We start from the raw sequence: 25,617 nt of genomic DNA, 5'->3' as shown, positions 1-25,617 counted from the left end.
TCCTTATGCTTGTGAATCGAAAGTGCTAAAGCCTTCCGACGGTTTTTTACGATCCTGATCAGGTCGCGTATAAGTCGCTTGTTCCGGACGCGGTCGAATGGCGTCCAGTGAAATATTTACAAGCTGAAGCGATTGCATCGTCAGCTTTTGGTTTAAGTCGTTTTGCTGTTTCAATTGATGAATCGTTTCTAAAAGGCTGTCTCTTGCCGCTTGAAGCGCTTGTTGCTCATCTATGGAATCTGCCCATTTGATAACCTCTGTAATCGTGGCGTTTTCCAGTGAACTTTGCCCTTTACTCGCTAGATAACCGACAACGCTTTGCTGTCTTTTGTTTTCCATTTGTACGATCGCTGCGACATGAGCCTGTTCATCCTTTAACAGCCCATCGAGTTTTTCCATGTCTCCCTGTTTTAGTATTTCCATTTTATCTACAGCGAGCTGTAAAAGACTACTATGCAGTTGTTCTAGCTGGACAAGCGTCTGCAAGATGGCTGTTGTTGACATGTTTGTCCCTACTTTCATCGGTGTCCATTCAATTTCTTCACTAAATTAGAAGCGAGTTGTTTCGTATCTACTTTATATGTCCCTGCTTCAATTTGCGCTTTGATTGACTGTACGCGTTCTTTCCGCGCTTCCGTCGTGGATTGCTGTTCAGACAGTTGTTTTGCTTCCTTGGAAATTTCCAGCTGATCCGTTTGGGCTTTTGCTTGGCTGTTTGCTTGCTGTTGTTTTACTTGTTGTGTTTGATACGGATTGACTGCAGGTATATTGACTCTTTGAATTTTCATCTACACTCGCTCCCTTCTATGTATTTACTATGTCGGTTGATTGGCGTTTCATTCAAGTCTCTTTTGCAAAATAAGTCAGATAGCCCGGTTCTTTAGCCCTTTCTTTTGTTAGAATAATACGTGGTTCCTGTTTTTTTAGTGACTGCCTCCCTAATTTCAACTGCCGCCTCAAACGTTCTCAACTCATTTTTCAATGTTTCCGTACAGGCGTCGCATAACTTTCCTGTTGCCGTCAGTTTCCCACATTGGTCACACGGATAGCCTAAGTTCGGAAATTGCGTCGGTTGGAGACGCCCTTTTCTCACCCATTTGTACAACAACGACTCTGAGACACCCGTTGCTTCCACAATTCTTTCAATCGTTGCCGCACGATTTTCTCGGCGTCTTAAAAAACGATACACTTCTTCATATATTTTCTCTTCATCCCTTGCACATTTCAAGCAAACATCACGGATGCCATCATACTTAAAAAACGCTCCGCAACTCGGACAGTTTCGCAAATCTACCAATTCAAGATTCCTCCTTTATGCACGGATCAATGTGACCGCTTCCACACGTGTTGCGCCTGCTTCTTTTAAAAGAGCCGCCGCATGTCTTAACGTCGTGCCTGTTGTATAAATATCGTCTACTAAAATATAAATTCCATCTATCTTCTCAATATTTTCTTTTAATCGAAACAACGGCGCCATCGATAGCCGTTGTTCTTTTGTTTTTTCACCCATCACTTCAGTGCCAGTCTTCTCCAATAAATGACTATACGAAATGCCTGCACTTTTTAATAATTCATCCACATGTGCAAATGTTCGCTCACGCTTTTTCTCCAGGTGCATCGGAATGGGCACAATCGTCCCTTCCTTCCGCAAATACGACCGCAGTTCTTTTGAAAAAACGTCTGCCAATGCGACGTCTTGTAAAAACTTATACTGATGTAAAAATTCTCGCATCGCTTCATTGTACGTGAAGACCGACGTTATACGATTAAGACTTGCGCCTTCCTCTACTATATCGGCACGTTCGAACATTTTTGAACAGTCCAAGCAAATTTTCGAATTTTCGTCTATCCCAAGTAAAGCACGCCATGACGGACTCGATCGCATCGGCTGTGCACAAAGCAGGCATTCATTCATCACGCACACCCCCTTTATTTAACCGATGGATTTCCCTTTTCGCCTCGTCCATCGCATACGTGATGCCGTGGTGAAACAACACAAAATCCCCTGTTGGAAATTGACTGGAACGACCGACGCGGCCGCCAATTTGAATAAGTGCGCCTTTGTTAAAAATACGCTGCTCCGCGCCAATGACTGCCACTTGAACATTCGGAATCGTAATGCCCCGTTCTAAAATTGTTGTTGTGAGGAGTCCTGGCACTTCTTCCTTCCGTAACGCTTGGACAAATTGTTTTCGATCGGGATGCGCCGCATGGACTGCTTGTATTCGATTATCTAGTTGTTGAAAGTATGGTAATGCCGTATTCATTAACGCAATGTGATGGAAGAAAATAAGAAAGGGTTGTTTTTGTTGAAGACGTTCTTTCGTCCAAGCTTCCAATTTTTGGGGGAGTTTACCTTTTTGAAGCTGTTTTTCATAGCGCCAAAGTGACGCATACCGCGGAACAGGCAGGGGATAGCCATGGTAACGACGGTTTATCGTGGAGATCGCTCCATTGCGCTTGGTCAAAGCGATTAATGCGTCAGACGGTGTAGCCGTAACAGCATGAATCGGTGCATTTTTCTTCGCCGCTTTTTGCACCGCTTTCCTTAACGTTTCATCGGCCGTATAAGGAAAAGCATCCGCCTCATCGACAAAAATGGTGTCAAACGCCTGCCTGAAACGATAGAGCTGATGGGTCGTTGCGAGCACAAGCTGTGAAGGTTTATAGGCTGTTTCGGCGCCGCCATATAAAGCTTCGATCATTGTATCTGGAAATGCCGCACGCAGACGAGGTTCTAATTCTAAAATAACATCTACCCGCGGGGCCGCGATGCAAACGCGTTTTCCCAAAAGCAAAAGCCGATGAATCGGTTCAAATAAAATCTCCGTTTTTCCCGCACCGCAAACAGCATGGACTAGATGGGGTCTTCCAGCCTCTGTACTTTTCGTAAGCTCATCAGATGCCCGTTGTTGCAGCGGTGTCAGCATCCCCTCCCATGCCATTGTGTGAGCGGTCGGATAATTCGGTGCTGGTCCTGTCCAAGTGATGAGCTCGCTACAAGATGAAACACGCCCCATTTTTAGACAGTTGCGACAATACGTACACGCACCTTCACATTTCACACATTCGAATGTAGTAAAGCGGTAGGGTTGATCATTTTCACAACGGTTGCAAAAATACCGTTTTCGGGAGACTTTGCCTTTCGATGCGACAACGCCAGGTACTATTTTAATATGCCCAGCCTCGATATGCGCATCAATCATCTTTGGTGAAAACGGCGTGTGCGCCCGCAGCCAAAGACGTCCCGCTAAAAAATCTTGAATAGAAGGATCAAATGGTTCCATTGTTGCACCAACCTTTCCTTTCTTGGGATCAGAAAGCACAACAAGAACTTAGTCCAATTGTTGTGCCCAAAGATTTGCTTCTATTGAAAATTGCTGTAACAGGCCTTCATTTATACCAAGCGCCATTGATAATTCATGGATTAGGTTCCAATCGAATCGCTCAAGCGCTATGGCTAATTGAACATACGGTGTAATTTCAGTCAGTTCACCCGTTAACGTTTGAACCACTTCATCGGAAAGAGAAATAAGCGGTAAAATTTCGTCCCATTCCCTTTTCATAATGACGTTAATAAGCGAAAACATGCCCGCAAGAAAGTATTCATCTGCATTTTTCTTCCTTGCATGCTTTGCAAGGAGTTCGCACATTTTGGCACGCGTTAGCGAATAGTCAATCAGCGCTTGCATACGCCCATTCTCCATGCCTTTCCCCAGTCGATGTAAGGCGAATACTAGAATCCATTTCTTCGTTTCGCGTAAACCAATTAAAATAATTGCATGTTTAATCGAATGAATTTTTTTCGGAACCCCAAACGCTAGCGAATTTATATAACGCAGTAATTTATAAGCAAGTGAGACATCTTTTTTGATCAACATGGCAATCTCGTCAATGTTCGGAGATTCCTTATTTAACTTATCAATAATATGTAATTGAAGTGTAACGTTGGAAGGGATTTCAGCGTCTTTGATAATCTCGGGCTTGGCAAAATAATAACCTTGAAAAAGCTTATACCCCAATTGTTGCGCGATGAAAAACTGTTCCTTTGTTTCAATTTTTTCGGCTAACAATGTAAGAAGCGGGTACTTTTTCGCAAGTCGTTCAATTCTACGGCGTTCGGCAATAGGTGTGTTCATAAAGTCTACTTTTATAAAATCGACAAGCTTGAACAATTCTTCATAGCGCGCATATTTGTTTTCCATCACAAAATCGTCTAACGCTATTTTAAATCCCACTTTTTTAAACGTCCTCAGTCTGGACAATAATGACGACGTAATCGCTACATCTTCTACTATTTCAATGACTACTCGTTTCGGATCAAGATCCATAATTAGATCTTGCGTAAGCAATTGTTCCGAAAAATTGATAAAGGAAAGATTTCGGCCAGAAACTTTGTCAACACCGATGGATAGAAAAGTATTCACAAGTAGACCGATTGTCGCTTTTTCTGGATCAATACCTGGAAAGCGGTTTTGCTCACTGTTTCTGTATAGTAATTCATACGCATAAATATTCCCTCTTTGATCCAAAATAGGCTGGCGCCCGACATATACATTTGTTTCCATTAATTCCATCATTTCACCATCCTATTTCTCATATTATAACAAAATACAACAAGGTTACTACTGGAATTTTCTAAATATAAATTCCTGCTAGATTACTTGTCTGGTATGATCAAGTTATAGGGAAAAAACTCATCTAATGGGGGGATAGAAGTGGAAATGATTCATTATGAACAAAGTGGGAATCTTGCGATCGTTACACTGAATCGGCCTAAAGCCATGAACGCATTTAACTATGACATGCTGATTGAGCTTGAACAAATTACAGAATCGATTCGGATCAATCCGGACATTCGCGCCGTGCTTTTTACGGGAGCAGGCGATCGATCGTTTAGCGTCGGGGCTGATTTGAAAGAACGAAGAACTTTAACGGATTTACAAGTGAAACGGAATGTACTGAAGATTGGAGAAGTGTTTACTGCGATTGATCAATTACCGCAGCCGACAATTGCGATGATGAATGGATTTGCTTTTGGCGGGGGGATGGAGCTTGCACTCGCTTGCGATTTTCGGATTGCCGCAGATTCGGCATTGATGGGTTTAACAGAAACGGGGCTCGCGATTATTCCAGGTGCTGGAGGAACGCAGCGATTGCCGCGGCTTATTGGAGAAGCGAAAGCGCTAGAACTTATCTTGACCGCCAAACGACTTACAGCGAGTGAAGCGCTAGATATTGGCTTATTAACAAAAGTTGCCCCAGCTGATGAGTTGCAAAACGTTACGTTCGCATTTGCCGATGCTATTTTAGCAAATGGTCCAATCGCCTTACAACAAGCAAAGTATGCGATTAAAAATGGCATGAACGTGGACTTGCAAACAGGCCTCGCGCTTGAGCGTAAAGCCTATGAATTAACGATTCCAACTGAAGATCGTCTTGAAGCTTTACAAGCTTTCGCAGAAAAACGCAAACCACAGTTTAAAGGAAAATAAGCGGCTCAAAAATAAAACCGGCGCAGGATGAATCCCTCCTGCGCCGGTTGTTTATTTCTGAAAAGCCCATTTATACGTGCACAGGCTCTTTTCTTTCTAATAGTTCTTTTCCTGAAATACCTGGGTTTGTCATCCCTTCCGGATGTAAAATAATGTCCAATTCTTCTTCTGTCAAAATTCCTTTTTCAAGACATAATTCACGAATTGGGCGCCCAGTTTCTAAAGCTTCTGCCGCAATCATCGATGATACTTCATAACCAACATGCGGGTTGATCGCTGTAATGATGCCGACGCTTTTGTTTACGTATGCTTCCATATTTTCAACATTCGGTCTAATGCCGTCTAAGCAATAGTTTTGGAATGCAGTAAAGACATTTGTCATAATTTCCATGGACTGTAGTAAGTTGAACACAAGCACAGGTTCCATTACATTCAACTCGAATTGTCCCGCTTCAGAAGCCATACAAATCGTTTGGTCATTCCCCATTACTTGGAAAGCTACTTGGTTCATGACCTCGGCCATAACTGGATTCACTTTCCCTGGCATAATCGAAGAACCTGGTTGACGCGGCGGCAATGTAATTTCTGCTAAACCTGTTCGAGGGCCTGATGCCATTAAACGTAAATCGTTCGCGATTTTTGACATATTGACCATGCAACCTCTTAACGCTGCAGAAATCTGCACATAGGCGTCTGTATTTTGTGTCGCGTCGACGAGATGCTCCGCCGATCGAATATTCATGCCGCTGTTTTCTTTTAAAAACGCTGCGACTTTTTGGATATACTCTGGCTCGGCATTCAGTCCTGACCCAACGGCCGTTGCGCCCATATTCACTTCTTCCAAATGATAAATGGAAGTACTCACTCTTTCAATATCTCTTTTTAACACGCGCGCATAAGCTTCAAACTCTTGTCCTAAACGAATCGGTACAGCGTCCTGCAAATGGGTGCGTCCCATTTTTAAATACGGTTGAAATTCATTTGCTTTTTTCTCAAACGTTCCATGAAGTTCTTCCATCACAATGAGCAGTTTTTGAGCTTTGGCGAGTGCAGCGATATGGATTGCCGTCGGAAACGCGTCGTTTGTCGACTGCGCCATATTGACATGCGTATTGGGACTAATGATCGCATAGCTTCCTTTTTCTTCGCCAATCAATTCAAGTGCACGATTGGCAATGACTTCGTTAGCATTCATATTCGTAGATGTCCCTGCTCCGCCTTGGATCGGATCGACGAGAAATTGATCATGCAGTTTTCCTTCAATAATTTCCTCGGAGGCTTGAATAATCGCGTTGGCAATTTTCTCATCAAGCTGGCCAATTGCTAAGTTCGCTTGTGCTGCTGATTTCTTTACGATTGCGATGGCTGTGATCAATTGCTTGTCGATTGAATAGCCTGTAATCGGAAAATTTTCAACTGCTCGTAGTGTTTGAATACCATAATATGCCTCGTTTGGAACTTGTTTTTCACCGATAAAATCCCGTTCCAGTCGAAAACTTCTCATTGTGGTCACCCCTGTTTTTATAATATTTAAATATTATACTATTTACAGATTAGATGCACTACATTTTGTGACATTTTTTTAACAATCAGGTAATGAAAAGGCTTTCATTTTCTTTTTCTCCACTTATTATGTAAAAATAGCCATTCCAGTTCGTTGGAATGGCTATTTTTCATCGTAAATAGTTAGTAAACCAATTGGTAATTTCATTCAAACGAGCAATGCGTAAACTCGGTGTCCCTGTTCGTGATAAATTATGATCGGCATCTGGAAAACGAACGAATTCCGTTTCTTTCCCTTGGCTTTTCAATGTAATATATAACTGTTCCGCCTGCTCAATCGGACAACGCAGATCATTTTCTCCGTGAAGTATTAGCAACGGTGTTTCAATCTGGTTTGCATATTTTAATGGCGAATGTGCCCACAGCTTTTCGACATCGGTCATATCTGCGCCAATTTGCCAGTCGCTAAAATAATAACCAATGTCTGACACACCAAAGAAACTTACCCAGTTCGAAATCGAGCGCTGTGTGACAGCAGCTTTAAAACGATTTGTATGACCGACAATCCAGTTCGTCATAAAGCCTCCGTAACTACCGCCCGTTACACCGAGTCGATCCTCATCGATCCAGTTATGATGTTCCAGCACATAGTCAAGACCCGCCATTATATCTTCATAATCACCGCCGCCGTAATCCCCTCTGACGGCATTGACAAACTGCTGGGAATAACCGTGGCCGCCTCGCGGATTTACATATAAAACCCCATACCCCTCTCCCGCCAACAATTGCAGCTCATGGAAAAAGGTATTGGCATACATCGCATGCGGACCGCCGTGGATTTCAACGATGAGCGGATATTTTTTCCCTTCCTCATAGCCCGCCGGTTTCATCAGCCAGCCATGGACATCCCAATTTTCCGCCCCTTTAAAAACGATCGTTTCTGGCTGGGCAAGTGTCGTTTCGCGGCAGTATTCTTCGTTAAAGGAAGTAATCGCGATTCGTTCACCTGTTGCAATCGTATATTTATAGAGCTCGCCTGGATTTGTTGCACTGCTAACTGTCAAAAGTGCGGTCTCGCCGTTCTTGGAAATATCATAGTCATAAATATGTTCATTTTCAGGCGATGCGGGATAGAGCTCTCCCTCGAGCGAAGCATAATACAATCGGACATCTCCCATTGTCGACAATTGAAAATACAATTGATTATACTTTGTCCAAATAATAGAAGGGGCGTGAACACCTTGCTGGTGATCGGCAATCGCATAGTCACCGACCGGGGCATCCAAACTTTCAGTTAGATTCCATCGCGTTTGGTCTTTTGTATCGAAAATATACACACAAGCTTGCGTCGAATTGGAAAATGCACGGCTTGCCCCTGTAAACGCAATATATTGATCGTCGAATGAAAAAGATGCGCCTCCGTAATTTCCTTCCTCTTCAATGATTACCATTTCTTCCTTCGTTTCAATATCGACCAAATAGAGCGGCTGGCGGAATTCGAAATCTAGATTTTCTTTACGATTGACACCCACCACAAGCTTTTTCCCATCATTTGAAACAGCATGCAAATCATGATTATGCTCTCCTGTCGTAAAGACGATCACTTCACCTGTCTCAATGTCGATGACACCGATTTGCTTATAGTGATCTGCTGGCAGGAGACCGATGCCATCCATTTTATATTTCATTTTGCTAACACGATAAGGCGCAGGCTTTTCATTTTCCCTTGTTTCTTCTTTGTCTGTAAATGAAAATCCAACTTTCACAGTGGCACACACCCATATTTTCCCGCCGCAAGGAGACCATAGAAAATGGCTCACACCTTTTTCAAAAGATGTAAGCTTTTTAGCTTCCCCGCCGTTAGATGCGAGCAGATAAATTTGATTTTCTCCATCGCGATTTGAAAGAAATGCAAGTTTCTTGCCATCCGCTGACCACTGCGGTGCGGAAACACGTGTATTTCCATACGTCCACTGCAACACTTCGTTGGTTGTTAAATCGACGTGAAACAAATTGGATACGTATTGATTTTCCGCCTCATCAATATGCGTCTTTATAAATACAGCTTCTTCGCCGTTTGGTGCCAATGTTGGACTTGTGACAGAATGCAGAAGAAATAAATCTTCCGCCTGTACGTTTCGTTTTGCTTTTGTCATCTCTATTCCCCTCCATTTCCTTACATTTCGACAATCGGAATAGTTTTCCTTCTAAATCGAACCTTAAACAAAAAATAAGGGGCATTCACGCCCCCTCTAAATTCCCCAACTGACTGCGAATATAATCCCCGCGATCTTTAATAAATTGACAAATAAACGCAAGCTCTTCATCAAACATATGCATTTGCTGATTTCTATACGGATCTTGTGCTAGATAAGGTCTAATGGCGTCTTGCATTTCTTCTATTTTCGGTTTCAAAAATGCTTCGTTAAAAACATTTTCCAAAATGTCTTCCAACAGCTTTTTATACTGCTTTCGAAATTCCGGAACGTCCAAAATTCGTGCCGTCAGCGTGTTAAAACCTTCGATGCGTACATAGTCCTCCTCCATAACGATCCCATCAATATCCCTGCCCCATGTCGCATCATAATCCCACGGAATCACTTCAAACAATCCAGTCTCCGCGTTTCGGTAAAGCGCATAATTATGAACAAACCCATCAAAGTTTTGCGTGCACACAACACCTGCCAGCCATCTTAAATATTTGTCCACCTGTAACATTTTTTGTATTTCCTGTTCAAACTCCTCACGCGGGATTGTATTAATCTTCATAATGAACGCCTGCAAAAACGCATCGTCTGTTTCCATTCCCACTTTTCTTTCATACCCCGCCATCAATGATTTCTTGACGTCTTGATCGATATCACTCATTAATGAAAAATTGGCGTCACCATCTATTGCGTAATAGATTGCACCTTTCGGCAAACTTCGGCTTGTTAAAAAATATTCATCAACAGATTCCAGTTGAAGATAAACCCCTTCTTTTTTGCCATTGATCGTCAAAAAAACAAATTCTGATTTTGGGGACAAGCAGCCAATCGCTTCAAAAAAATCGAAAGATAATTTATTGCGAATGAATGAAGGATCTTTGTACTCAGCATTTAAATGGACCTCTTTCACCCCACGAAATAACGGGGGTTTATAAAAAGAAAGATGGTAGGACTTTTTCGGAAATTCCCGTATATGTGATCCACGGTAGGCAAGGTCAATCTCGTATTTCTTTTTATCGATCGTCATTTTAGCCATCACGGGAGCGTCAATCCATATATCCTTTCTAAGGTCCCGAAAATCGATAGGATGGACAAAAATTTTATAGTGAGGAATTTGCACGCGGTATCCTTTCCTTTCGTTTTCTGTATTCATATGAATGAGCATTCCAACAAGTTCTTTATCATTATTTTCAAAGTATAAACGAACGTCACTACCCCTCGTAGGACAGCCACGTACGATAGTAAAGGAGGAAATTTACTTGATTCCTTCCAGTAACGGCAGGAAAGGAGGGAACAATATGTCTAATTACTCAATGGATGATATTCGGGGGGCTTTTGAACACTCTCATCGATCTGACTTAAATGACTTTATGTATCAAGAACCTTTTGGGAACGAACGCCGCGGATGCGGATGTAATCGCGGCAATCGCAACGAACGCCGATCCAATCGGAAACAATGCGGTAGATGCAATGCAAGAAGATCCGAAAGACGGTCGAATCGACGCGATAGACGCGCGGAAAGATGCAGCTGGCTACGCTGTACAGGCGGCAGTCACGTTTGGTATCCAAAAGATCGCTGCAGCGGAAGAAGAAGAGCACGGCGCACAAGCTGGGATCAATGCGGCTCTAACCAGCGCGGATCGAATTGCGGACGTCAAAACAGACGGAGAAACGATTGGTGCAATATCTTTTTTTGGTAATACCAACACAAAAGCACCGGCTTATACCGGTGCTTTTGTATGCGCAAGATAGCGCCAACGAATTAAATAAAAATACAATATTTGCATGAGCGTAAAGCCCGCTAGCACCATGGCAAGTTCTTTTACAATAGAAATTTCCGCCAGTGCATCCCAGATGACTTGGAGCGACAAAAAAGCAAATGAGCTATGCACGAATGCAACGCCCCAAGGAAAGAAAAATTGCGGGATCAATTGTTGGTTCACAATTTTTTTAAATTCCCGGTCGGTAATGCCCATTCTACGAAGCACATCAAATTGCTTACGGTCCCGTTCAAGTGACGTATACAAGCGAAAGTAAATAAAACTTCCAGCCGCCAAAAAAAATACCGCCGCAAGCAGTAAACCGATAAACAAAAGCAATGAAAATGTCGTTCGAATGACCGAATAATTGAGTCCAGGATTTTCAAACGTATAAGGCAATTGATTACTTGCTCCCGGTATGATGGATTCATTGTATTGGATCAGTAAGCCAATCTCTTTTGTCTCCTGCCATTTGGGAATATTAAATGCATAATAAGAAAATGCTGTTAACTCGCCGTATGGAGCGCTTGCCATAACCTTATTATAATCTGCGTCACTTAAAATGATGGCATTTGAACCCATCGAATAAGAAGAAAATAACTGATAAGGATAGGCGCCGTCAATTTCAACCGCTACATTACTTTCTTTAAGCGTAGTTTCTACAACGCGACTTTGTAATTGTTCGTAGGAAGAAGCAGTCGGCGGCAAAAAAATGGCCTGTCCTTTTTCCAAATAGATTTCTGGAAATTGAAAGGAATCCGCGAGCATATTAATATTGGATAACTTTAGGACATTGACTGGTTGATCAGTAAAGGACGAATGCTGGGTCAATACTTGAAAACGAACGAGCGCATAGTCAAAATCGCCGCGATTAAGTTCATTCACAAGCTGTGTAATATGCTGTCTTTCATGCGCATTACCCGGCTCACTTTTATACATTAAACCGAGCGGATGCATTTCCCGGTATTGCGAAGCAAATGACGTTAAGGATGCCAATGCGCCAACCGACATAAACGCAACGGTAGACACAATCGTAACGACAAAAAACATGCGTGCATTTTCCTTCAACCGGACAACACCTTCTGAAATAGACAATAACCAAAAATGATGCCAATACAATTTCCTTCTTGCCCTCACTTTATGAAGAAGCAATGACAAAGAATCCGTGAAGAAATAATACGTTCCCATCGTCGCAAGCGGTGGCAATAAAAAAATGAGTCCAATAACGACAGAGTTCGAAGTTGCTGCGGCCAGTATATAGGACAACCCGAGAAACAAGAGTCCGAGATAACCGCGATGCTTAGAATAGCCAAATGCCTCACGCCCCGAAGTGTCTTTCTGAATCAGCTCTAACACTTGCTCCGTTCGAATAAAAACTGGAGCGATCAAAGAAATAATGATAAATAGGCTCAGAAATGCACCAACCGTTAACGCAAATGGCTCCCAAGAAAAGTAGAGCGGCAATGCCGGCAGTAGAACAATCTCCTTCACAATCATTAAAAAGAACTTAGAAAATGTATAGCCTAACACAGTACCTGCCGCGATGGACGCAATACCAATGATCATTGTTTCGATAAAAATCAACTTCTGCAGCTGGCGCTTCTCCATTCCGAGATGAAGTAAAATGCCAAACTCCTTTGATCTCGCCTGTAGAAATGCACGCATAGAGTAAAATAAAAAAAACAACGTAAAAACATAAAGGACAAGCTCAGCAGCGCCCATGCCAGTAATTGCGATTTCCTGTACGAATCGATCTTCGATGGAAGGATGGAACAAAAGCATAGAGTAAAGAAAAAATACCATGACAGAAAAAACACTCGCCATAAAAAAGGCAGCATAAATCCGCCGATTTCGAACGACGTTACGGAAGGCGAACTGACGAAAGTCCATGTGTATGGCCTCCTAAGAGTGACAGCACATTTAAAATACGTTGGAAGAAAGTTTGCCGTCTTTCATCTTTATAAATCTCATTAAAAAACGCGCCATCTTTTATAAACACAACCCGGTCACAATAACTTGCCGCAATCGGATCATGCGTCACCATAATAATGGTCGTTCGCTCTGTCTCATTAATTTGGTTAAGTAATTCCAACACATCTTTTGCAGATTTTGAATCGAGGTTTCCTGTCGGCTCATCCGCCAAAATAATTTTCGGTTTATGGATCAACGCTCGTCCAATCGCTGTCCGCTGCGCCTGACCGCCCGATAATTCATCAGGTCTCCTGTCCAAGATCTCCGTTAAATCCAATCTTTCAGCAAGCTCATTTACCCGGCGCTCCATCTCCTCAAGCGGATGGTTATCCAATGTCAGCGGCAGCACAAGATTTTCTTCGACAGTTAACATATGCAATAGATTAATATCTTGAAATACAAAACCGAATTTCCGGCGGCGAAAAAGAGCCAATTCATTGTGATGTAATGCCTCCGGTTCGACACCGTCAATGAGTATGCGTCCATATGTCGGCACATCGATCGTCGATAGTAAGTTTAATAATGTTGTTTTCCCGCTTCCCGATGGCCCCATGATCGCAACAAACTCTCCTTGTTCTACTTCTAAATCCAAGTGGTTTAATGCCCGGTGCATCACTTTTCCTTCGTATATCCTTGTCACTTCATTCAGCTTAACGATCGGCTGCGTATCCAAACCGCTCACCTGCCATTTCTTTCAATTACCGGAACACAATTTTGACTGTTGTACCGACACCAACTAGCGATTCAATCGTTAACGTGTGACCAAGCTTTTCACAAACTTCAGAAGCGATGTACAGTCCAATTCCTGTAGATTCTCCCGTTAATCGACCATTTTCACCCGTGAAAAATGCTTTTGTCACACGCTTTAAATCGGACGTTGGAATACCGATCCCCTCGTCCCGAATCGTCAACGCCAACCCTTCACCTGTCCGCTCAGCTGTTATATAGAGCTTCTTTTCCTTATCAAAAGTATATTTCAACGCATTTGTAATAAATTGGCCTATGACGATTTTCATCCACTTCGCATCAGATGCAATGCGTTCTTCTTCATCAATCGAAATCACAGGAAAAGTGCCTTTCGTAATGAAAAGTCGCTTATGCTCCGTCACAATGTCCTGAATGAATCTTTTCAAAGGAATTTGTTCAATTTGCATATCTTCTTCAAATGTTTCAAGCCTTGCATTGACGAGTACTGAATCGAGACCACTTTTAATTTTCTCAACCTCTTCAGCTAAGCTTTCCCTGTCCAGCTTCCCTTCATTTTGAAGTAATAAGCCAATGACCGAAATCGGTGTCTTCATTTGATGCACCCACTGATTCATAAAATGGAGATGGCGATGCTGGGAAGTGTAAAGCATTTGCACTTCCTTTTGATACAGCTTATACAATTCACGTGTAAAACTGACGACTTGCCGGTGTTCTGGTGTTTGTACATGACGAATTAACGCCTCTTCCATTTTCCGAGGTTTCCGCGAAATCGTATTGTAAAAAGAGCGTCGCATAATAAACTTTCCACCTAAAAATCCAATCGTTAACAGCATACCCATACAAATCGAGTAAATGGCTGTGTTTACACTCCGGAATCCATCCAACCAGTAAAGAAGCAATATAAATAATACAAGAATCATTTGAAAGATGATAAAAGGAAGGTGCTCTTTTAAAAATAGGTAAAAGCTTTTCATAATTCCTCCGGTGCAAGCAGCAGTCGATACCCTGCCCCCCGCACTGTTTCAATGGATGATTGAATCTGATAATCTGTTAGTTTTTTCCGTACACGTGCCATGTTCACATTTAACGTGTTCTCATCTACAAAAGATTGGTCATCCCATAATTCTTCCAGCAATTGTTCTCGCGACACAACTTTCGGAGAGGCATTCATTAATAGTTCCAGTATAACGCTTTCCTTTTTTTGCAATGGAACAATCGTATCCCGAAGCTGCAATTCCATCCGTTCTATATACAATGTAAGCGCCCCTAATTTTACGACACGTTCGGATTGACTCGGTGCATACTCCCCAAATGAGCGCCGTAAATGGCTTCTTATTTTGGCAAGGACGATTTCGTAATGGAAAGGTTTCGTTATAAAATCATCTCCGCCATTCTCCAACGCAAATACTTGATCCATATCACCGGACCGTGCGGAAATAAAAAGAATCGGACATGTTGTATGTTGGCGCAATTGACGGCACCAATAATAGCCATCATACGATGGCAAATTAATATCGAGAAGGATCAGATGTGGGTCAAAAGCGAGGCATTCCGTTGTCACTTGCTCAAAATCTTCAATAATTGCTACTTCATATTGGTATTTACGCAGCGTATCTGCCAATAAGGATGCGATTTTTTTATCATCTTCCACTATAAATATGCGGTGTTGATCCATCGTTCATTCCCCTTTCACGTTTATTTATTATACCTCAAAAATGATGGATATTTTATTAAAAACAAAAACCCGACACATGAATGTCGGGCTTCTTGAATATATTGCTTAATAAATCAATTGGATAAATTCTTCTTTCGTAATACCGCCAAGAATTGTCGGAATATCGATCGCAGTTAATGCCTCACCAATTGATTGTCTGTCATATTGAACACCTTTTAAACTTTCTTCAACAATTGCTACTTCGCCAACGCCGAAAAAGTCGCCGTAAATATGCATATCTTCGATCGTTCCTTTATTGACTTGTAAGCGCACATCGATGCCACCTACTGGAAAACGATGGGAGTGCTGCACATTGAATTTTGGAGATTTACCGTAATTCCAATCCCAATTTCCATAACGCTCTGCCGACAACTTATGAATGTTTTTCCAATCTTCTTCAGTTAGCTCGACATACTGAATGTTTTCCTCACCGCCGAAAATCGAAATTAAAATCTGCTTGCGGAATTGTTCAATTGTCATCGGTTCTTCGAGAAACTCAGAAATATTCGCTACACGGCTTCGGATGGATTTAATCCCTTTCGATTCAATCTTATCTTTTCGAACTTTGAGGGCCGATACAACCCGCTCAATTTCTGTATCAAACATCAATGTACCATGGCTGAACATTCGTCCATTCGTAGAAAACTGTGCGTTTCCAGAAACTTTTCGCCCATCGATTAAAATATCATTTCGCCCAAGCAATTCAGCTTTCACGCCCATTTCAGCAAGCGCTTGAATCACAGGTTCGGTAAACTTCTTAAAGTTTCGGAACGAGTCCCCATCATCTTTCGTAATAAAACTAAAATTTAAATTACCAAGATCATGATACACAGCACCGCCGCCAGAGAGACGACGAACAACATGAATACCGTTCGCATCTACGTATTCTGTATCGATTTCCTCCACAGTATTTTGATTTTTACCAATGATGATGGATGGTTCATTTATGTAAAAAAGTAAAAATGAATCTCGATTGATATCCATTGTCTTTAATGCATACTCTTCAATAGCTAGGTTGATACGGGGATCTGTAATTCCTTTATTATCAATAAAAAACATAAAATCTCTCCTTAGGTAAACAATTTTCAGTACTATTTTATCCAAAAAGTTAAAAAATGTGTTGACATTTGATCCGTTGTTATAATACACTAACAATAACATCTCTCGTTATAGTACAAATTGAATCAGATCTCAATTTTCTGAATATACTTTCTTTTCAATTTGTCGGCCCTGTGAAATTAAAATGGATCGCATTAAATTTTTTTAATCCATCTGTACTACTACAAACACAAAAAATAGCGATCGTTGTATTACAAAGAAGAAGGGGGATGAACAGTATGCTTGAAAATGTCATCGAGTTTTTTAAAAACTTACCGAAAAAAGTATGCGTAACTTGTGGAAACGAGATCGAAGAAATGCACGAATGCTACGGCAATAAATGCGACTCTTGCAATATGCTGTAATTTTTTTACACTATCTGTACTACTACAATAGACTACAACAACATCCGTTGTACTACAAAATAAAAGGAGACTGAACGATATGATACAAAACGTCATCGAATTCTTTAAAAACTTACCGAAAAAAGTATGTGTAACTTGTGGAAACGAGATCGAAGAAATGCACGAATGCTACGGCAATAAATGCGACTCTTGCAATATGCTGTAATTTTTTTACACTGTCTGTACTACTACAATAGACTACAACAACATCCGTTGTACTACAAAATAAAAGGAGACTGAACGATATGATACAAAACGTCATCGAATTCTTTAAAAACTTACCGAAAAAAACATGTGCAACTTGTGGCAACGAGATCGAAGAAATGCACGAGTGCTACGGCAATAAATGCGACTCTTGCAATATGCTGTAATTCTTCTCCCTGTATCACTTACTCGCTGTAAATGACCCGGTTGGACTACTACAATGAAAGGAGTTCCAAAAATGTTTCAACATGTCCTTGCTGTATTTAAAAAATTGCCTTTTAAACGGTGTATTTCCTGCGGGAAAGAAATTGAGGGACGATATGAAAATCATAGTAGCAGCAAATGTGATGCTTGCAAAATTTTATGATTAATCAATTACGCCTCGGCGTAATTGCGTCCAGATTTTGAATTGAGGCCAACAGGATGTTGGTCATGCAACCGTTGCCGCAGGACGCGGCGAACTTAGGTTGCCTTCCTTAACTCCTTTCAAAATCTGTGACATCCGCCGGAGGCTTAACTTGAATCGGCAGGGAGTTGAAAAAACTTTGATAAAAATGCATTTCGGCATTCATCCACTATTTATGGAAGCTAAGGATTTCTGCCGAGTCAAGTTAAAACAGCTACCGGAATTGTAAAAAATCCTGTAGCTGTTTTTTCGTGTATTATGAATTGCCTTTCTCCGCGAACAACTCTTCTAATACTTCCCTCACGGCTTCTTTTCCTTGATCGACACAGTCCGGTAATCCAACGCCTTCATAGGATGCACCAGCCAGTAACACATGTGGAAACTCACGTTTCAGCTCTTCCTTTGCCTGTGCAATACGCTCTTTATGCCCTACCCGATATTGCGGTCGATCCTCTTTCCAACGTGTGATCACAGTAAAATCGGGTTTCCCATCAATCTTCAGTATTTTACCCAAATCATTCAATACAATCTTTTCGATATCAGCATCTGGCAAGTCTACAATTGCTTCATCCCCGACCCGGCCGACAAATGCACGCAACAGCACTTTTCCGTCCGGCGTAGTCGATGGCCATTTTCGATGAACCCACGTACAGGCGGTGATGGAATAATCACTACTCCTAGATACAAGGAAACCTGTTCCCTCTTTATCTTGCACAATCGCAGATGCCGGAAAAGCTAAAGCGACTGTTGCGACAGACGTTGTTTGAATCTCTTTTAACCCTTGAAGTAAACCAAACGGAGCGAACAATGAACTTGCCACTTCATGTCCCGTCGCAAGAATAATGGCATCCGCTGTAAGCTTCTGTCCATCACTTAAATCGACGATCGTTTGATGATCTGATCGATGGATGGCATCGACCCGCAAACCTTTTAAGACAGAACCCGGCTCTAATTGCTTTTCGATTGCTTCCACAAGCGTTTCCAGCCCGCCTCGAAACGAATGGAAAACACCTTCTTTTTTGGCACCATGTCCATCTTTTTGCGGCACTTGTTTCGGGGTTGTTTTCTTCATTCCTAAAATAAGACTGCGATGTTTTTTCTCCACCTCGTAAAACTGCGGAAATGTCGACTGTAAGCTCATATGATCAATGTCGCCTGCATATACTCCGGAAAGTAGCGGTTCGATTAAATTTTCTACGATTTCAGCGCCAAATCTGCGACGAAAAAAAGCACCAAGTGATTGATCGCCTTCTATGCCTGAGCGCGGAAGGATAAAATCACCAGCTGCGCGCATTTTTCCCGCCCACGAAAATAGTCCTGTCTTCAAAAAAGGGCTTATTTCGGTTGGGATTCCCATGACAGAGCCGCCCGGGATCGGGTGCAACATATTGTTAACCAACACATATGCCTGCCCTGTAGCATTTCGTACGAGCCCATCCGCAATGCCAAGATCCTCGGCGAGGATCCCGACGCTTTTCTTGCGGATTAAAAAGGAGTCTGGACCTCGCTCGATGACAAAACCATCACGATGAACGGTCTGAATTTTGCCACCGAGCCGGTTGGACGCTTCGACGAGTTTCACTTGAAGTGGAAGACCCTTTTCCCGAGCTTCTTTTTGCATATAATACGCTGCTGAGAGCCCTGTGATCCCTCCCCCAACGATGACAACTTGTTTCTTTTGTACGTCCATGTCCAAAATCACTTTCCTTTATTTGTTTTCATTTTGCTTTTCAAAAATTGCATCTACCATTGAATCGATGAACAATGGATCTACGTTCGGCATAGCCGGTCGGTAATAAGACGCACCGATATCATCACACACGACTTTACACTCATAATCATTATCGTATAAAACTTCTAAATGATCGGATACGAATCCGACTGGCGTGTAAACAAATGCCTGATATCCTTTTTCTTTGTGTAAGTCATAGGTTAAATCTTGCACATCCGGTCCAAGCCACGGTTCTGGTGTTTGACCTTCACTTTGCCAACCTATCACGTAATCTCCAATATTTGCTGCCGCTGCGATTAAATCTGCTGTTTCACTTAACTGGTCTGCATAAGGATCGCCGTTTGCAAGTATTTTTTCAGGCAGCGAGTGCGCAGAGACGATTAAACATGCTTTGGCACGTTCTTCCTCTCCCATACTTGTATACGTTTCTTTTACTTGATTGGCCCAGTACTCAATGAACTTCGGCTGCTTGTACCAGCTTTCAACAGACGTTAGCACAATACCATGTTTTTCCGCTTCTTCCTGTGCGCGCCCGTTATACGATTTCACAGAAAAAGTGGAGAAATGCGGTGCAAGAACGATCGAAATGGCTTCTGTAATACCATCTTTATGCATTTGTTCAACCGCCTCTTCAATGAACGGCGTAATATGCTTCAAGCCCACATATACTTTATATTCAATGTCATTTTGTACGTCGTTTAAACGGTCGCATAGGGCTTGTGCCTGGTTTTCGGTAATTTTCGCGAGTGGAGAAATCCCGCCAATTGCTGCATACCGGTTACGTAAATCTTCTAATTGCTCGGGTGCGGGCGGACGACCTCGTCTAATATGTGTGTAATAAGGTTCGATATCCTCATCTTTATATGGCGTTCCATAAGCCATTACTAATAGGCCCATCTTTTTTTTCATCGTTTCGCTCACCTCTTCGTGTGGATCAATCACTTACGCAATTGCGCACTGTATTCATGAATGAATGCTGTTAAACGTTTCAATGTAGCCGGCTTTACTTGCGGGAACACACCATGTCCAAGGTTGAAAATATGGCTACCGTGCTCGACGCCTTGCTCAATAATCGTTTTTGCACGTTCTTCAATGATTTCCCAATCCGCTAAAAGAAGTGCTGGATCAAGGTTTCCTTGTAACGGTTTTGTCAGTCCGCGCTCTTCCGCCTCTTTGATCGATAAACGCCAGTCAAGTCCTACAACATCTACCGGCAAGTCATGCCATTCGTTTGCTAAATGACTCGCACCTACACCAAATGTGATGAGTGGTACATTTAGTTTACGAAGCTCTGTAAATATTCTCGTCATCACAGGCTTAATAAAAATACGATAGTCAGACACATTCAATGCCCCTACCCAAGAGTCAAAAATTTGAATCGCCTTTGCACCCGCTGCAACTTGTGCTTGAATGTATGTAATTGTCATATCCGCAAGCTTATCCATCAGCTCAAACCATGCTTTCGGCTCAGACACCATGAATGATTTTGTTAAAGCATAATTTTTAGACGGGCCGCCTTCGATCATATAGCTTGCCAGTGTAAATGGAGCTCCGGCAAATCCGATCAGCGGAACGTTCAATTGCTCTTTCGTTAATAATTGAATCGTTTCTAAAACGAATGGAAGATCATCTTCCGGGGATAGTTCCCCTAAGTTTGCTACATCTTGAACAGTGCGAATAGGATTAGAAATAACCGGACCTACACCCGATTTAATTTTCACATCAATTCCAATTCCTGGTAAAGGTGTTACAATATCTTTGTATAAGATGGCAGCATCCACATTATATTGGTCAACTGGAAGTTTCGTAACATACGCACAAAGTTCCGGCTGATGTGTAATTTCTTCTAAAGAATACTTTTCTTTAATCTTTAAATATTCAGGCTGTGAACGTCCCGCCTGTCGCATATACCAAACCGGTGTATGTTCAATTTTCTCTCCGCGAGCAGCACGAAGCAGTGTATCGTTGAATGTAGTCATATCATCTATTCCCACTTTCATTTTTAATATTTCACGCATATCCGATTTCAATATAGACGTTTTACATTGCAAAGTATAGCATTCCGCCTGATTTGTCATAAAATTGTGCTTCTCTTTCGGCTTGCTCCGCCATCATTCCGACAATTTTCGCAGAAATTTGTGTGCAAATACATTTCGTGGTTTGAGTTGGCCTTCCCAGGGAAATTATATATATAGAAGTGGAAAGGGGTAGTGGGTTATGAAAATATTTATAACAACTGGAACACCGGAATTTATGGAAAAGCTTCAGGAGAAATTTTCGGCAGAAAAGCTTTTCATCATGTATGGCGCGAGTCATTCTATTTTGCTTCATGAAACGGAAGGAAAAACGTTATTTCAAACACCACGCCGTTATGAAGTGATCGGTTCATACGGTAATTTTGAGGAAGTAGGCTACTTTGTATTTAACCATATTCCTGTGACAGATGAAGGACGTCCCGTTTTTGAACACCATTTTAAAAATCATTATAATATCCTGCAAAAAAGAGCTGGATTTATCGCCTTTCGTTTATTGCGACCGCTTGGTTCGGATACGTATATCATACTGACGGAGTGGAAAGATGCTTTTTCATTCAATCAATGGAAGGCCACCCCTGAATATGGGCGTGTACATGCGACAGAGACATCTGGAGCCGGCGTTGACAGAGCTGCGCATTTATTCTCAAGCGCTCCCTATATTACTACCTATCAAAAGAAAAAAAACGAAGAGAAAGCGTAGTCCATTCAATTGGATTACGCTTCTGCGATTATTGCGAGATGTGAAATAGGTTGTTATACTTAAGATCACATATTGTCAAACTAGTAAAGCGAGGTAGGTCATCACATGAAAGAACAACTATTCGAGAAATTGGACCAAGCATATGAAGATATGGTCGTTATTCGGCGCCACCTCCATATGAATCCTGAACTATCTTTTAAAGAAGAAAAAACTGCAAAATATATTCATGATTTTTATGCGGATCTAGGCATTGACGTTCGTACAAATGTTGGTGGAAATGGTGTGGTCGCGCGCGTCAAAGGGGGCAGACCTGGTAAAACTGTTGCGCTGCGCGCAGATTTTGATGCACTTCCGATCCAAGATGAAAAGGACGTACCGTACAAATCGACTGTTCCAGGCGTCATGCATGCATGCGGGCATGACGGACATACCGCTACCTTGCTTCAACTTGCAAAAGCCATTCATGAAATCCATGAAGATCTTGCGGGTGAATATGTTTTCATCCATCAACATGCGGAAGAATATGCACCAGGCGGGGCTATTTCAATGATTGAAGACGGTTGTCTAGACGGTGTTGATGTTATTTTTGGTACGCATTTGTGGTCACAAACACCAACCGGTACGATTGAATACTTGGCAGGTCCTGTAATGGCAGCGGCAGATCGTTTTGACATCACAGTACAGGGTGCAGGCGGTCACGGAGCGGCTCCACACGAAACAAAAGATGCCATCGTCATCGGCTCACAGCTCGTGATGAATTTGCAACAGCTCGTTTCCCGCCGCGTAAATCCAATCGACTCGGCTGTTCTCTCTGTCGGTTCATTCGTTGCTGAAAATGCTTTTAACGTTATTGCCGATTCTGCGAAGCTTGGCGGCACAGTCCGAACTTTCAATCCTGCCATTCGCGATTTAATGGAGCGTGAAATGAAGCGCGTTGCTGATGCTACAGCTCAAATGAATGATTGTACGATCGACATCGAGTACTTCCGCGGCTACCCTGCCGTTGTTAACCACGAAGCGGAAACAGTGTTTTTAAAACAATCTGCTGAAACGGTTCCAGGCCTACAGGCAGTTATCGAAGCGACACCGCAAATGGGTGGCGAAGATTTCGCCTATTACCTAGAAAAAGTGCCGGGCACATTCTTCTTCACGGGAGCAAGCCCTGAAAAAGCGTTCCCACATCACCATCCAAAATTCGATATTAATGAGCATGCGATGCTTCTAGCAGCCAAAACACTTGGAGCGGCTGCGCTTGACTATCAACAACATGACTAATTGATCTAAGGGGTTGTCCCAACACGAAGAGCCAGACACTTCGTTTTGGGACAACCCCTTTTTTGCATAATCAAAAAGCACCAGCATGAAGGATAGTACATATTATTCATAAAAGACGTTACTTTTATAAGATTCTATCTTATAATGAGAATAATTACATAAATTCAAAAGGGGTGCTTTTTGTTGGAAAGAAAACCTTCGTTTGCAAATTACGTTATAACATTTGATACTTTTATGCTTCAGCCTATACGTGACGGTAATAAGTTATCAACCCGAGTAATCGAACGTAACAATGATTTCATTCTGCCGCGGAAGCCTTTACATATTGTTAGAAAATCATGTGACCATTACGGAGGGTCCTTGCAAAATTCAACAAATACAGCAAAGCACACACTCGGCAACAAACATAAAACACCAATTATTTTAGCCCAGGGATTCGGAGCGCCTTATATTTTTCTTCCGACATTATCCCCAAACTCGGAACAAAATGTATGGATTTCTTACCATGCGATTGATTATTTCGAGACCCATGGCTTAGGAAGTATCGTTCACTTAGAAAATAACCAGTCTTTTAAATTAAATATTGCGTCCACCACTTTGTATCGCCAATATTCTTTTGCTGGATTTCTTGAAAAGAATTTCTTAAAACGACAAAAACAATTAATGAATCCCACGCAAATGATTTACCAAGTCGCTGAGCGACCAAATCCTACGAACCAGTGACTGCCCTAGAAGTGCCTAGCACCGCTAAACACCGTCAAAATGGAGTATCATTTTTTCAATCACGATGCTCCATTTCGTGTTCAATGGTGCCTGGCACTTCGTTTTAGAACTGCCCCTTTTTCGTGAAAATTCAATCCTCCAAAAGAAAAGACATCCTAAATTGAGAGGATAGGATGTCCAAAAAATCATTAAGTTTTTTTATTCTTCTTCACCAATATAATAGACAGATGCCACTTTCCATTCACTATTGTCTTTCGTGAAGACTGTTACTTGTTTTCCTTTTTGATTCGTTTCGAAGCCAGTCTCTAACTGTTTCATAGTCGTTGTAATCCTCGAGAAAACTTGCGCTTCATCCTCTTTGAATTTAACGATCGTGACATCAGTTGCTTGACGGTTCAAATCGTAATCCTGAAAGACACTTTCCATATACTCCCGCTCTTCCGTTTTATTAAAGCTTTCCGAGTGATCCGAGAGTATATCTAAATAAGTATCCATGTTTTTTTCATTAAAAGCGTCCATATAGGTATTAAAAGTTTTTAAAATCTCTGTTTTTTCTTCCGCCGGAACACCAGCTGCTTCTTCAATCGTGTCCCCTGTTAGATTAAATCCAACCTTTTGATCTTCATTGACACCATGGTCAATCGTACCGTACCCATTCACCATTTCCCCGTCATTGACCGAACCATGATTTGTTGACGCGCCTTCATCTTTGCTGCAAGCCCCTAGCAATAAAAGCAGTAAAGATAGTACTGCTAAAGCAATAACTTTTCTCATCTTTCTCCTCCTATAGAAGAAGGGGTTGTCCCAAAACGAAGAGCCAGGCACCATTGAACACGAAATAGAGTATCGTGATTGAAAAATGATACTCCATTTTGACAGTGTTTAGCGGTGCCAGGCACTTCTGGGACAACCCTTCTAAATAATCGTCTAATGACCAATCTTATCCTAGCCTGATATTACGCGAAATGACGCAAGTATCTCCATTATTTCACTTCAACCCAACCATTTTTAATGGCCGTGACAACAGCTTGTGTGCGGTCGTTAACACCCATTTTTTGTAAAATACTAGAAACATGGTTTTTCACTGTCTTCTCGGAAATGAACAGTGTTTCACCAATCGTCCGGTTGCTTTGGCCATCTGTTAAAAGTTGCAATACTTCACATTCACGCTTCGTGAGCAAATGCAACGGACGGCGAATTTCGTTTTGCTGGAACGATCCCTTGTGCTCCCACTCACTTAAACGTCGGAATTCCGAAACAAGATTATGGGTAACTTTAGGATGTAAATAGGAGCCGCCCGCTGCCACAACTTTAATCGCTTGAATGATCGCGTCTGCATCCATCTCTTTTAGCATATATCCAAGTGCACCTGTTTTTAGTGCATGTGAGACGTACGCCTCGTCATCATGAATTGATAAAATAATGACTTTGGCATCAGGATACTCACGAATTAAGTTCTCAGTTGCATCCACACCATTTACATGCGGCATATTAATATCCATTAAAACAACGTCTGGCTCAAATTGCTCATAAAGTGCAAGTACTTCGCTGCCATCGTCTCCCTCAGCTACCACATTAAACGTATCCTCAAAGTCCAAAATTCGTTTAACTCCTTCACGGAATAGCTGGTGGTCATCTACAATTATTATTCTTGTCATGTTCATTTCCTCCCAGTGCATCT

Annotated in this window: 27 protein-coding genes; 8 read left to right on the top strand and 19 right to left on the bottom strand. The window is 42.0% G+C overall.

Annotated features, from left to right (window positions below; genetic code table 11):
- Positions 1 to 3 precede the first annotated feature (3 nt).
- From AU377_RS06690 to AU377_RS06665, 6 genes are all read right to left on the bottom strand, one after another.
- Entirely contained in the window at positions 4 to 504 is a 501-nt protein-coding gene (locus tag AU377_RS06690; RefSeq protein WP_172794031.1) for a flagellar protein FlgN, read from the bottom strand.
- Between the two features lie 14 nt (positions 505 to 518).
- Entirely contained in the window at positions 519 to 788 is a 270-nt protein-coding gene (flgM, locus tag AU377_RS06685; protein WP_067405991.1) for a flagellar biosynthesis anti-sigma factor FlgM, read from the bottom strand.
- A 92-nt stretch (positions 789 to 880) separates the two neighbouring features.
- A complete protein-coding gene (locus AU377_RS06680; RefSeq protein WP_067405988.1) occupies positions 881 to 1,297 on the bottom strand; it encodes a TIGR03826 family flagellar region protein in 417 nt (138 codons plus the stop codon).
- A gap of 15 nt (positions 1,298 to 1,312) precedes the next feature.
- Positions 1,313 to 1,915 (bottom strand): ComF family protein, encoded by a 603-nt coding sequence (locus AU377_RS06675; RefSeq protein ID WP_082731949.1) that lies wholly within the window; start codon positions 1,913 to 1,915, stop codon positions 1,313 to 1,315.
- Positions 1,908 to 3,287: a DEAD/DEAH box helicase gene (locus AU377_RS06670; RefSeq protein WP_067405985.1), complete on the bottom strand. Its 1,380-nt coding sequence runs from the start codon at positions 3,285 to 3,287 to the stop codon at positions 1,908 to 1,910. Before AU377_RS06670 ends, AU377_RS06675 begins: the two co-directional genes overlap by 8 nt.
- A gap of 48 nt (positions 3,288 to 3,335) precedes the next feature.
- On the bottom strand, positions 3,336 to 4,577 hold the full coding sequence (locus AU377_RS06665) for an EAL and HDOD domain-containing protein (RefSeq protein ID WP_172794030.1): 1,242 nt from the start codon (positions 4,575 to 4,577) through the stop codon (positions 3,336 to 3,338).
- A gap of 141 nt (positions 4,578 to 4,718) precedes the next feature.
- On the opposite strand from AU377_RS06665, the gene AU377_RS06660 reads away from it, so the two are divergent.
- Positions 4,719 to 5,495, top strand: coding sequence for an enoyl-CoA hydratase-related protein (locus AU377_RS06660; RefSeq protein WP_067405982.1), 777 nt, complete (start codon positions 4,719 to 4,721; stop codon positions 5,493 to 5,495).
- 70 nt (positions 5,496 to 5,565) lie between these two features.
- Here AU377_RS06660 and aspA read toward each other — a convergent pair whose 3' ends face one another.
- The 3 genes from aspA to AU377_RS06645 form a co-directional block, all read right to left on the bottom strand.
- Positions 5,566 to 6,999 (bottom strand): aspartate ammonia-lyase, encoded by a 1,434-nt coding sequence (gene aspA / locus AU377_RS06655; protein ID WP_067405979.1) that lies wholly within the window; start codon positions 6,997 to 6,999, stop codon positions 5,566 to 5,568.
- Between the two features lie 169 nt (positions 7,000 to 7,168).
- Positions 7,169 to 9,154 (bottom strand): S9 family peptidase, encoded by a 1,986-nt coding sequence (locus AU377_RS06650; RefSeq protein ID WP_067405976.1) that lies wholly within the window; start codon positions 9,152 to 9,154, stop codon positions 7,169 to 7,171.
- Between the two features lie 85 nt (positions 9,155 to 9,239).
- Positions 9,240 to 10,358: a CotH kinase family protein gene (locus AU377_RS06645; RefSeq protein ID WP_067405973.1), complete on the bottom strand. Its 1,119-nt coding sequence runs from the start codon at positions 10,356 to 10,358 to the stop codon at positions 9,240 to 9,242.
- A gap of 233 nt (positions 10,359 to 10,591) precedes the next feature.
- Here AU377_RS06645 and AU377_RS06640 point away from each other — a divergent pair, with 233 nt between their 5' ends.
- A complete protein-coding gene (locus AU377_RS06640; RefSeq protein ID WP_156450396.1) occupies positions 10,592 to 10,957 on the top strand; it encodes a hypothetical protein in 366 nt (121 codons plus the stop codon).
- On the opposite strand, the gene AU377_RS06635 is transcribed toward AU377_RS06640, so the two are convergent.
- The 5 genes from AU377_RS06635 to AU377_RS06615 all read right to left on the bottom strand — a co-directional run bounded on the left by AU377_RS06635 (position 10,927) and on the right by AU377_RS06615 (position 16,417).
- A complete protein-coding gene (locus tag AU377_RS06635) occupies positions 10,927 to 12,855 on the bottom strand; it encodes an FtsX-like permease family protein (RefSeq protein WP_067405967.1) in 1,929 nt (642 codons plus the stop codon). The genes AU377_RS06640 and AU377_RS06635 overlap by 31 nt on opposite strands.
- The gene (locus tag AU377_RS06630) at positions 12,827 to 13,549 is read right to left on the bottom strand and encodes an ABC transporter ATP-binding protein (RefSeq protein WP_067406135.1); all 723 of its coding nucleotides are present in this window, start codon (positions 13,547 to 13,549) and stop codon (positions 12,827 to 12,829) included. Before AU377_RS06630 ends, AU377_RS06635 begins: the two co-directional genes overlap by 29 nt.
- An 85-nt stretch (positions 13,550 to 13,634) precedes the next feature.
- Complete coding sequence (locus tag AU377_RS06625) at positions 13,635 to 14,618, bottom strand: sensor histidine kinase (protein ID WP_067405964.1); 984 nt, start codon at positions 14,616 to 14,618, stop codon at positions 13,635 to 13,637.
- Positions 14,615 to 15,319, bottom strand: coding sequence for a response regulator transcription factor (locus AU377_RS06620; protein ID WP_067405961.1), 705 nt, complete (start codon positions 15,317 to 15,319; stop codon positions 14,615 to 14,617). The genes AU377_RS06625 and AU377_RS06620 overlap by 4 nt, the downstream gene beginning before the upstream one ends.
- 105 nt (positions 15,320 to 15,424) lie before the next feature.
- Positions 15,425 to 16,417 carry a lipoate--protein ligase gene (locus tag AU377_RS06615; RefSeq protein ID WP_067405958.1) on the bottom strand — a complete coding sequence of 331 codons (993 nt, stop codon included), beginning with the start codon at positions 16,415 to 16,417 and terminating at the stop codon, positions 15,425 to 15,427.
- A gap of 278 nt (positions 16,418 to 16,695) precedes the next feature.
- On the opposite strand from AU377_RS06615, the gene yhfH (AU377_RS15250) reads away from it, so the two are divergent.
- From yhfH (AU377_RS15250) to yhfH (AU377_RS15240), 3 genes are all read left to right on the top strand, one after another.
- Positions 16,696 to 16,821, top strand: a complete 126-nt coding sequence (gene yhfH / locus AU377_RS15250; RefSeq protein ID WP_082731947.1) for a protein YhfH — start codon at positions 16,696 to 16,698, stop codon at positions 16,819 to 16,821.
- 79 nt (positions 16,822 to 16,900) lie between these two features.
- Complete coding sequence (gene yhfH / locus AU377_RS15245) at positions 16,901 to 17,026, top strand: protein YhfH (protein WP_082731946.1); 126 nt, start codon at positions 16,901 to 16,903, stop codon at positions 17,024 to 17,026.
- A 79-nt stretch (positions 17,027 to 17,105) separates the two neighbouring features.
- Positions 17,106 to 17,231, top strand: coding sequence for a protein YhfH (yhfH, locus tag AU377_RS15240; protein ID WP_082731945.1), 126 nt, complete (start codon positions 17,106 to 17,108; stop codon positions 17,229 to 17,231).
- A 495-nt stretch (positions 17,232 to 17,726) separates the two neighbouring features.
- On the opposite strand, the gene hemY is transcribed toward yhfH (AU377_RS15240), so the two are convergent.
- The 3 genes from hemY to hemE are packed head-to-tail and all read right to left on the bottom strand — an operon-like array spanning position 17,727 to position 21,181.
- Positions 17,727 to 19,160: a protoporphyrinogen oxidase gene (hemY, locus tag AU377_RS06610; RefSeq protein WP_067406133.1), complete on the bottom strand. Its 1,434-nt coding sequence runs from the start codon at positions 19,158 to 19,160 to the stop codon at positions 17,727 to 17,729.
- Between the two features lie 18 nt (positions 19,161 to 19,178).
- A complete protein-coding gene (hemH, locus tag AU377_RS06605; protein ID WP_067405948.1) occupies positions 19,179 to 20,111 on the bottom strand; it encodes a ferrochelatase in 933 nt (310 codons plus the stop codon).
- A gap of 29 nt (positions 20,112 to 20,140) precedes the next feature.
- Positions 20,141 to 21,181 (bottom strand): uroporphyrinogen decarboxylase, encoded by a 1,041-nt coding sequence (hemE, locus tag AU377_RS06600; RefSeq protein ID WP_067406131.1) that lies wholly within the window; start codon positions 21,179 to 21,181, stop codon positions 20,141 to 20,143.
- Positions 21,182 to 21,419: 238 nt separating this feature from the next.
- Between hemE and AU377_RS06595 the strand changes: the two genes are divergently transcribed.
- The 3 genes from AU377_RS06595 (at position 21,420) to AU377_RS06585 (ending at position 23,936) form a co-directional block, all read left to right on the top strand.
- Positions 21,420 to 21,938, top strand: a complete 519-nt coding sequence (locus AU377_RS06595) for an antibiotic biosynthesis monooxygenase (RefSeq protein WP_067405945.1) — start codon at positions 21,420 to 21,422, stop codon at positions 21,936 to 21,938.
- Between the two features lie 105 nt (positions 21,939 to 22,043).
- Positions 22,044 to 23,213, top strand: coding sequence for a M20 family metallopeptidase (locus tag AU377_RS06590; RefSeq protein ID WP_067405942.1), 1,170 nt, complete (start codon positions 22,044 to 22,046; stop codon positions 23,211 to 23,213).
- A gap of 183 nt (positions 23,214 to 23,396) precedes the next feature.
- Positions 23,397 to 23,936: a competence protein ComK gene (locus AU377_RS06585; RefSeq protein ID WP_067405939.1), complete on the top strand. Its 540-nt coding sequence runs from the start codon at positions 23,397 to 23,399 to the stop codon at positions 23,934 to 23,936.
- Positions 23,937 to 24,134: 198 nt separating this feature from the next.
- Here the strand turns inward: AU377_RS06585 and AU377_RS06580 are convergent, their stop codons facing one another.
- Together AU377_RS06580 and AU377_RS06575 are read right to left on the bottom strand one after the other, a co-directional pair.
- A complete protein-coding gene (locus tag AU377_RS06580; protein ID WP_067405936.1) occupies positions 24,135 to 24,710 on the bottom strand; it encodes a nuclear transport factor 2 family protein in 576 nt (191 codons plus the stop codon).
- A 209-nt stretch (positions 24,711 to 24,919) separates the two neighbouring features.
- Positions 24,920 to 25,594, bottom strand: coding sequence for a response regulator transcription factor (locus tag AU377_RS06575; protein WP_067405933.1), 675 nt, complete (start codon positions 25,592 to 25,594; stop codon positions 24,920 to 24,922).
- Positions 25,595 to 25,617: the final 23 nt, after the last annotated feature.

Origin of the sequence: Sporosarcina sp. HYO08, assembly GCF_001563475.1 — a bacterium.
Classification (GTDB): domain Bacteria; phylum Bacillota; class Bacilli; order Bacillales_A; family Planococcaceae; genus Sporosarcina.
Note: the sequence above shows the minus strand (reverse complement) of the source record. Positions and strands in the feature narration are given on the sequence as shown.

Coding starts and splice junctions, on each gene's coding strand:
- AU377_RS06690 (WP_172794031.1), bottom strand. CDS start 504: ATGTCAACAACAGCCATCTTGCAGACGCTTGTCCAGCTAGAACAACTG.
- flgM (WP_067405991.1), bottom strand. CDS start 788: ATGAAAATTCAAAGAGTCAATATACCTGCAGTCAATCCGTATCAAACA.
- AU377_RS06675 (WP_082731949.1), bottom strand. CDS start 1,915: ATGAATGAATGCCTGCTTTGTGCACAGCCGATGCGATCGAGTCCGTCA.
- AU377_RS06670 (WP_067405985.1), bottom strand. CDS start 3,287: ATGGAACCATTTGATCCTTCTATTCAAGATTTTTTAGCGGGACGTCTT.
- AU377_RS06665 (WP_172794030.1), bottom strand. CDS start 4,577: ATGGAATTAATGGAAACAAATGTATATGTCGGGCGCCAGCCTATTTTG.
- aspA (WP_067405979.1), bottom strand. CDS start 6,999: ATGAGAAGTTTTCGACTGGAACGGGATTTTATCGGTGAAAAACAAGTT.
- AU377_RS06650 (WP_067405976.1), bottom strand. CDS start 9,154: ATGACAAAAGCAAAACGAAACGTACAGGCGGAAGATTTATTTCTTCTG.
- AU377_RS06645 (WP_067405973.1), bottom strand. CDS start 10,358: ATGAATACAGAAAACGAAAGGAAAGGATACCGCGTGCAAATTCCTCAC.
- AU377_RS06635 (WP_067405967.1), bottom strand. CDS start 12,855: ATGGACTTTCGTCAGTTCGCCTTCCGTAACGTCGTTCGAAATCGGCGG.
- AU377_RS06630 (WP_067406135.1), bottom strand. CDS start 13,549: ATGCACCGGGCATTAAACCACTTGGATTTAGAAGTAGAACAAGGAGAG.
- AU377_RS06625 (WP_067405964.1), bottom strand. CDS start 14,618: ATGAAAAGCTTTTACCTATTTTTAAAAGAGCACCTTCCTTTTATCATC.
- AU377_RS06620 (WP_067405961.1), bottom strand. CDS start 15,319: ATGGATCAACACCGCATATTTATAGTGGAAGATGATAAAAAAATCGCA.
- AU377_RS06615 (WP_067405958.1), bottom strand. CDS start 16,417: ATGTTTTTTATTGATAATAAAGGAATTACAGATCCCCGTATCAACCTA.
- yhfH (WP_082731947.1), top strand. CDS start 16,696: ATGCTTGAAAATGTCATCGAGTTTTTTAAAAACTTACCGAAAAAAGTA.
- yhfH (WP_082731946.1), top strand. CDS start 16,901: ATGATACAAAACGTCATCGAATTCTTTAAAAACTTACCGAAAAAAGTA.
- yhfH (WP_082731945.1), top strand. CDS start 17,106: ATGATACAAAACGTCATCGAATTCTTTAAAAACTTACCGAAAAAAACA.
- hemY (WP_067406133.1), bottom strand. CDS start 19,160: ATGGACGTACAAAAGAAACAAGTTGTCATCGTTGGGGGAGGGATCACA.
- hemH (WP_067405948.1), bottom strand. CDS start 20,111: ATGAAAAAAAAGATGGGCCTATTAGTAATGGCTTATGGAACGCCATAT.
- hemE (WP_067406131.1), bottom strand. CDS start 21,181: ATGACTACATTCAACGATACACTGCTTCGTGCTGCTCGCGGAGAGAAA.
- AU377_RS06595 (WP_067405945.1), top strand. CDS start 21,420: ATGAAAATATTTATAACAACTGGAACACCGGAATTTATGGAAAAGCTT.
- AU377_RS06590 (WP_067405942.1), top strand. CDS start 22,044: ATGAAAGAACAACTATTCGAGAAATTGGACCAAGCATATGAAGATATG.
- AU377_RS06580 (WP_067405936.1), bottom strand. CDS start 24,710: ATGAGAAAAGTTATTGCTTTAGCAGTACTATCTTTACTGCTTTTATTG.
- AU377_RS06575 (WP_067405933.1), bottom strand. CDS start 25,594: ATGACAAGAATAATAATTGTAGATGACCACCAGCTATTCCGTGAAGGA.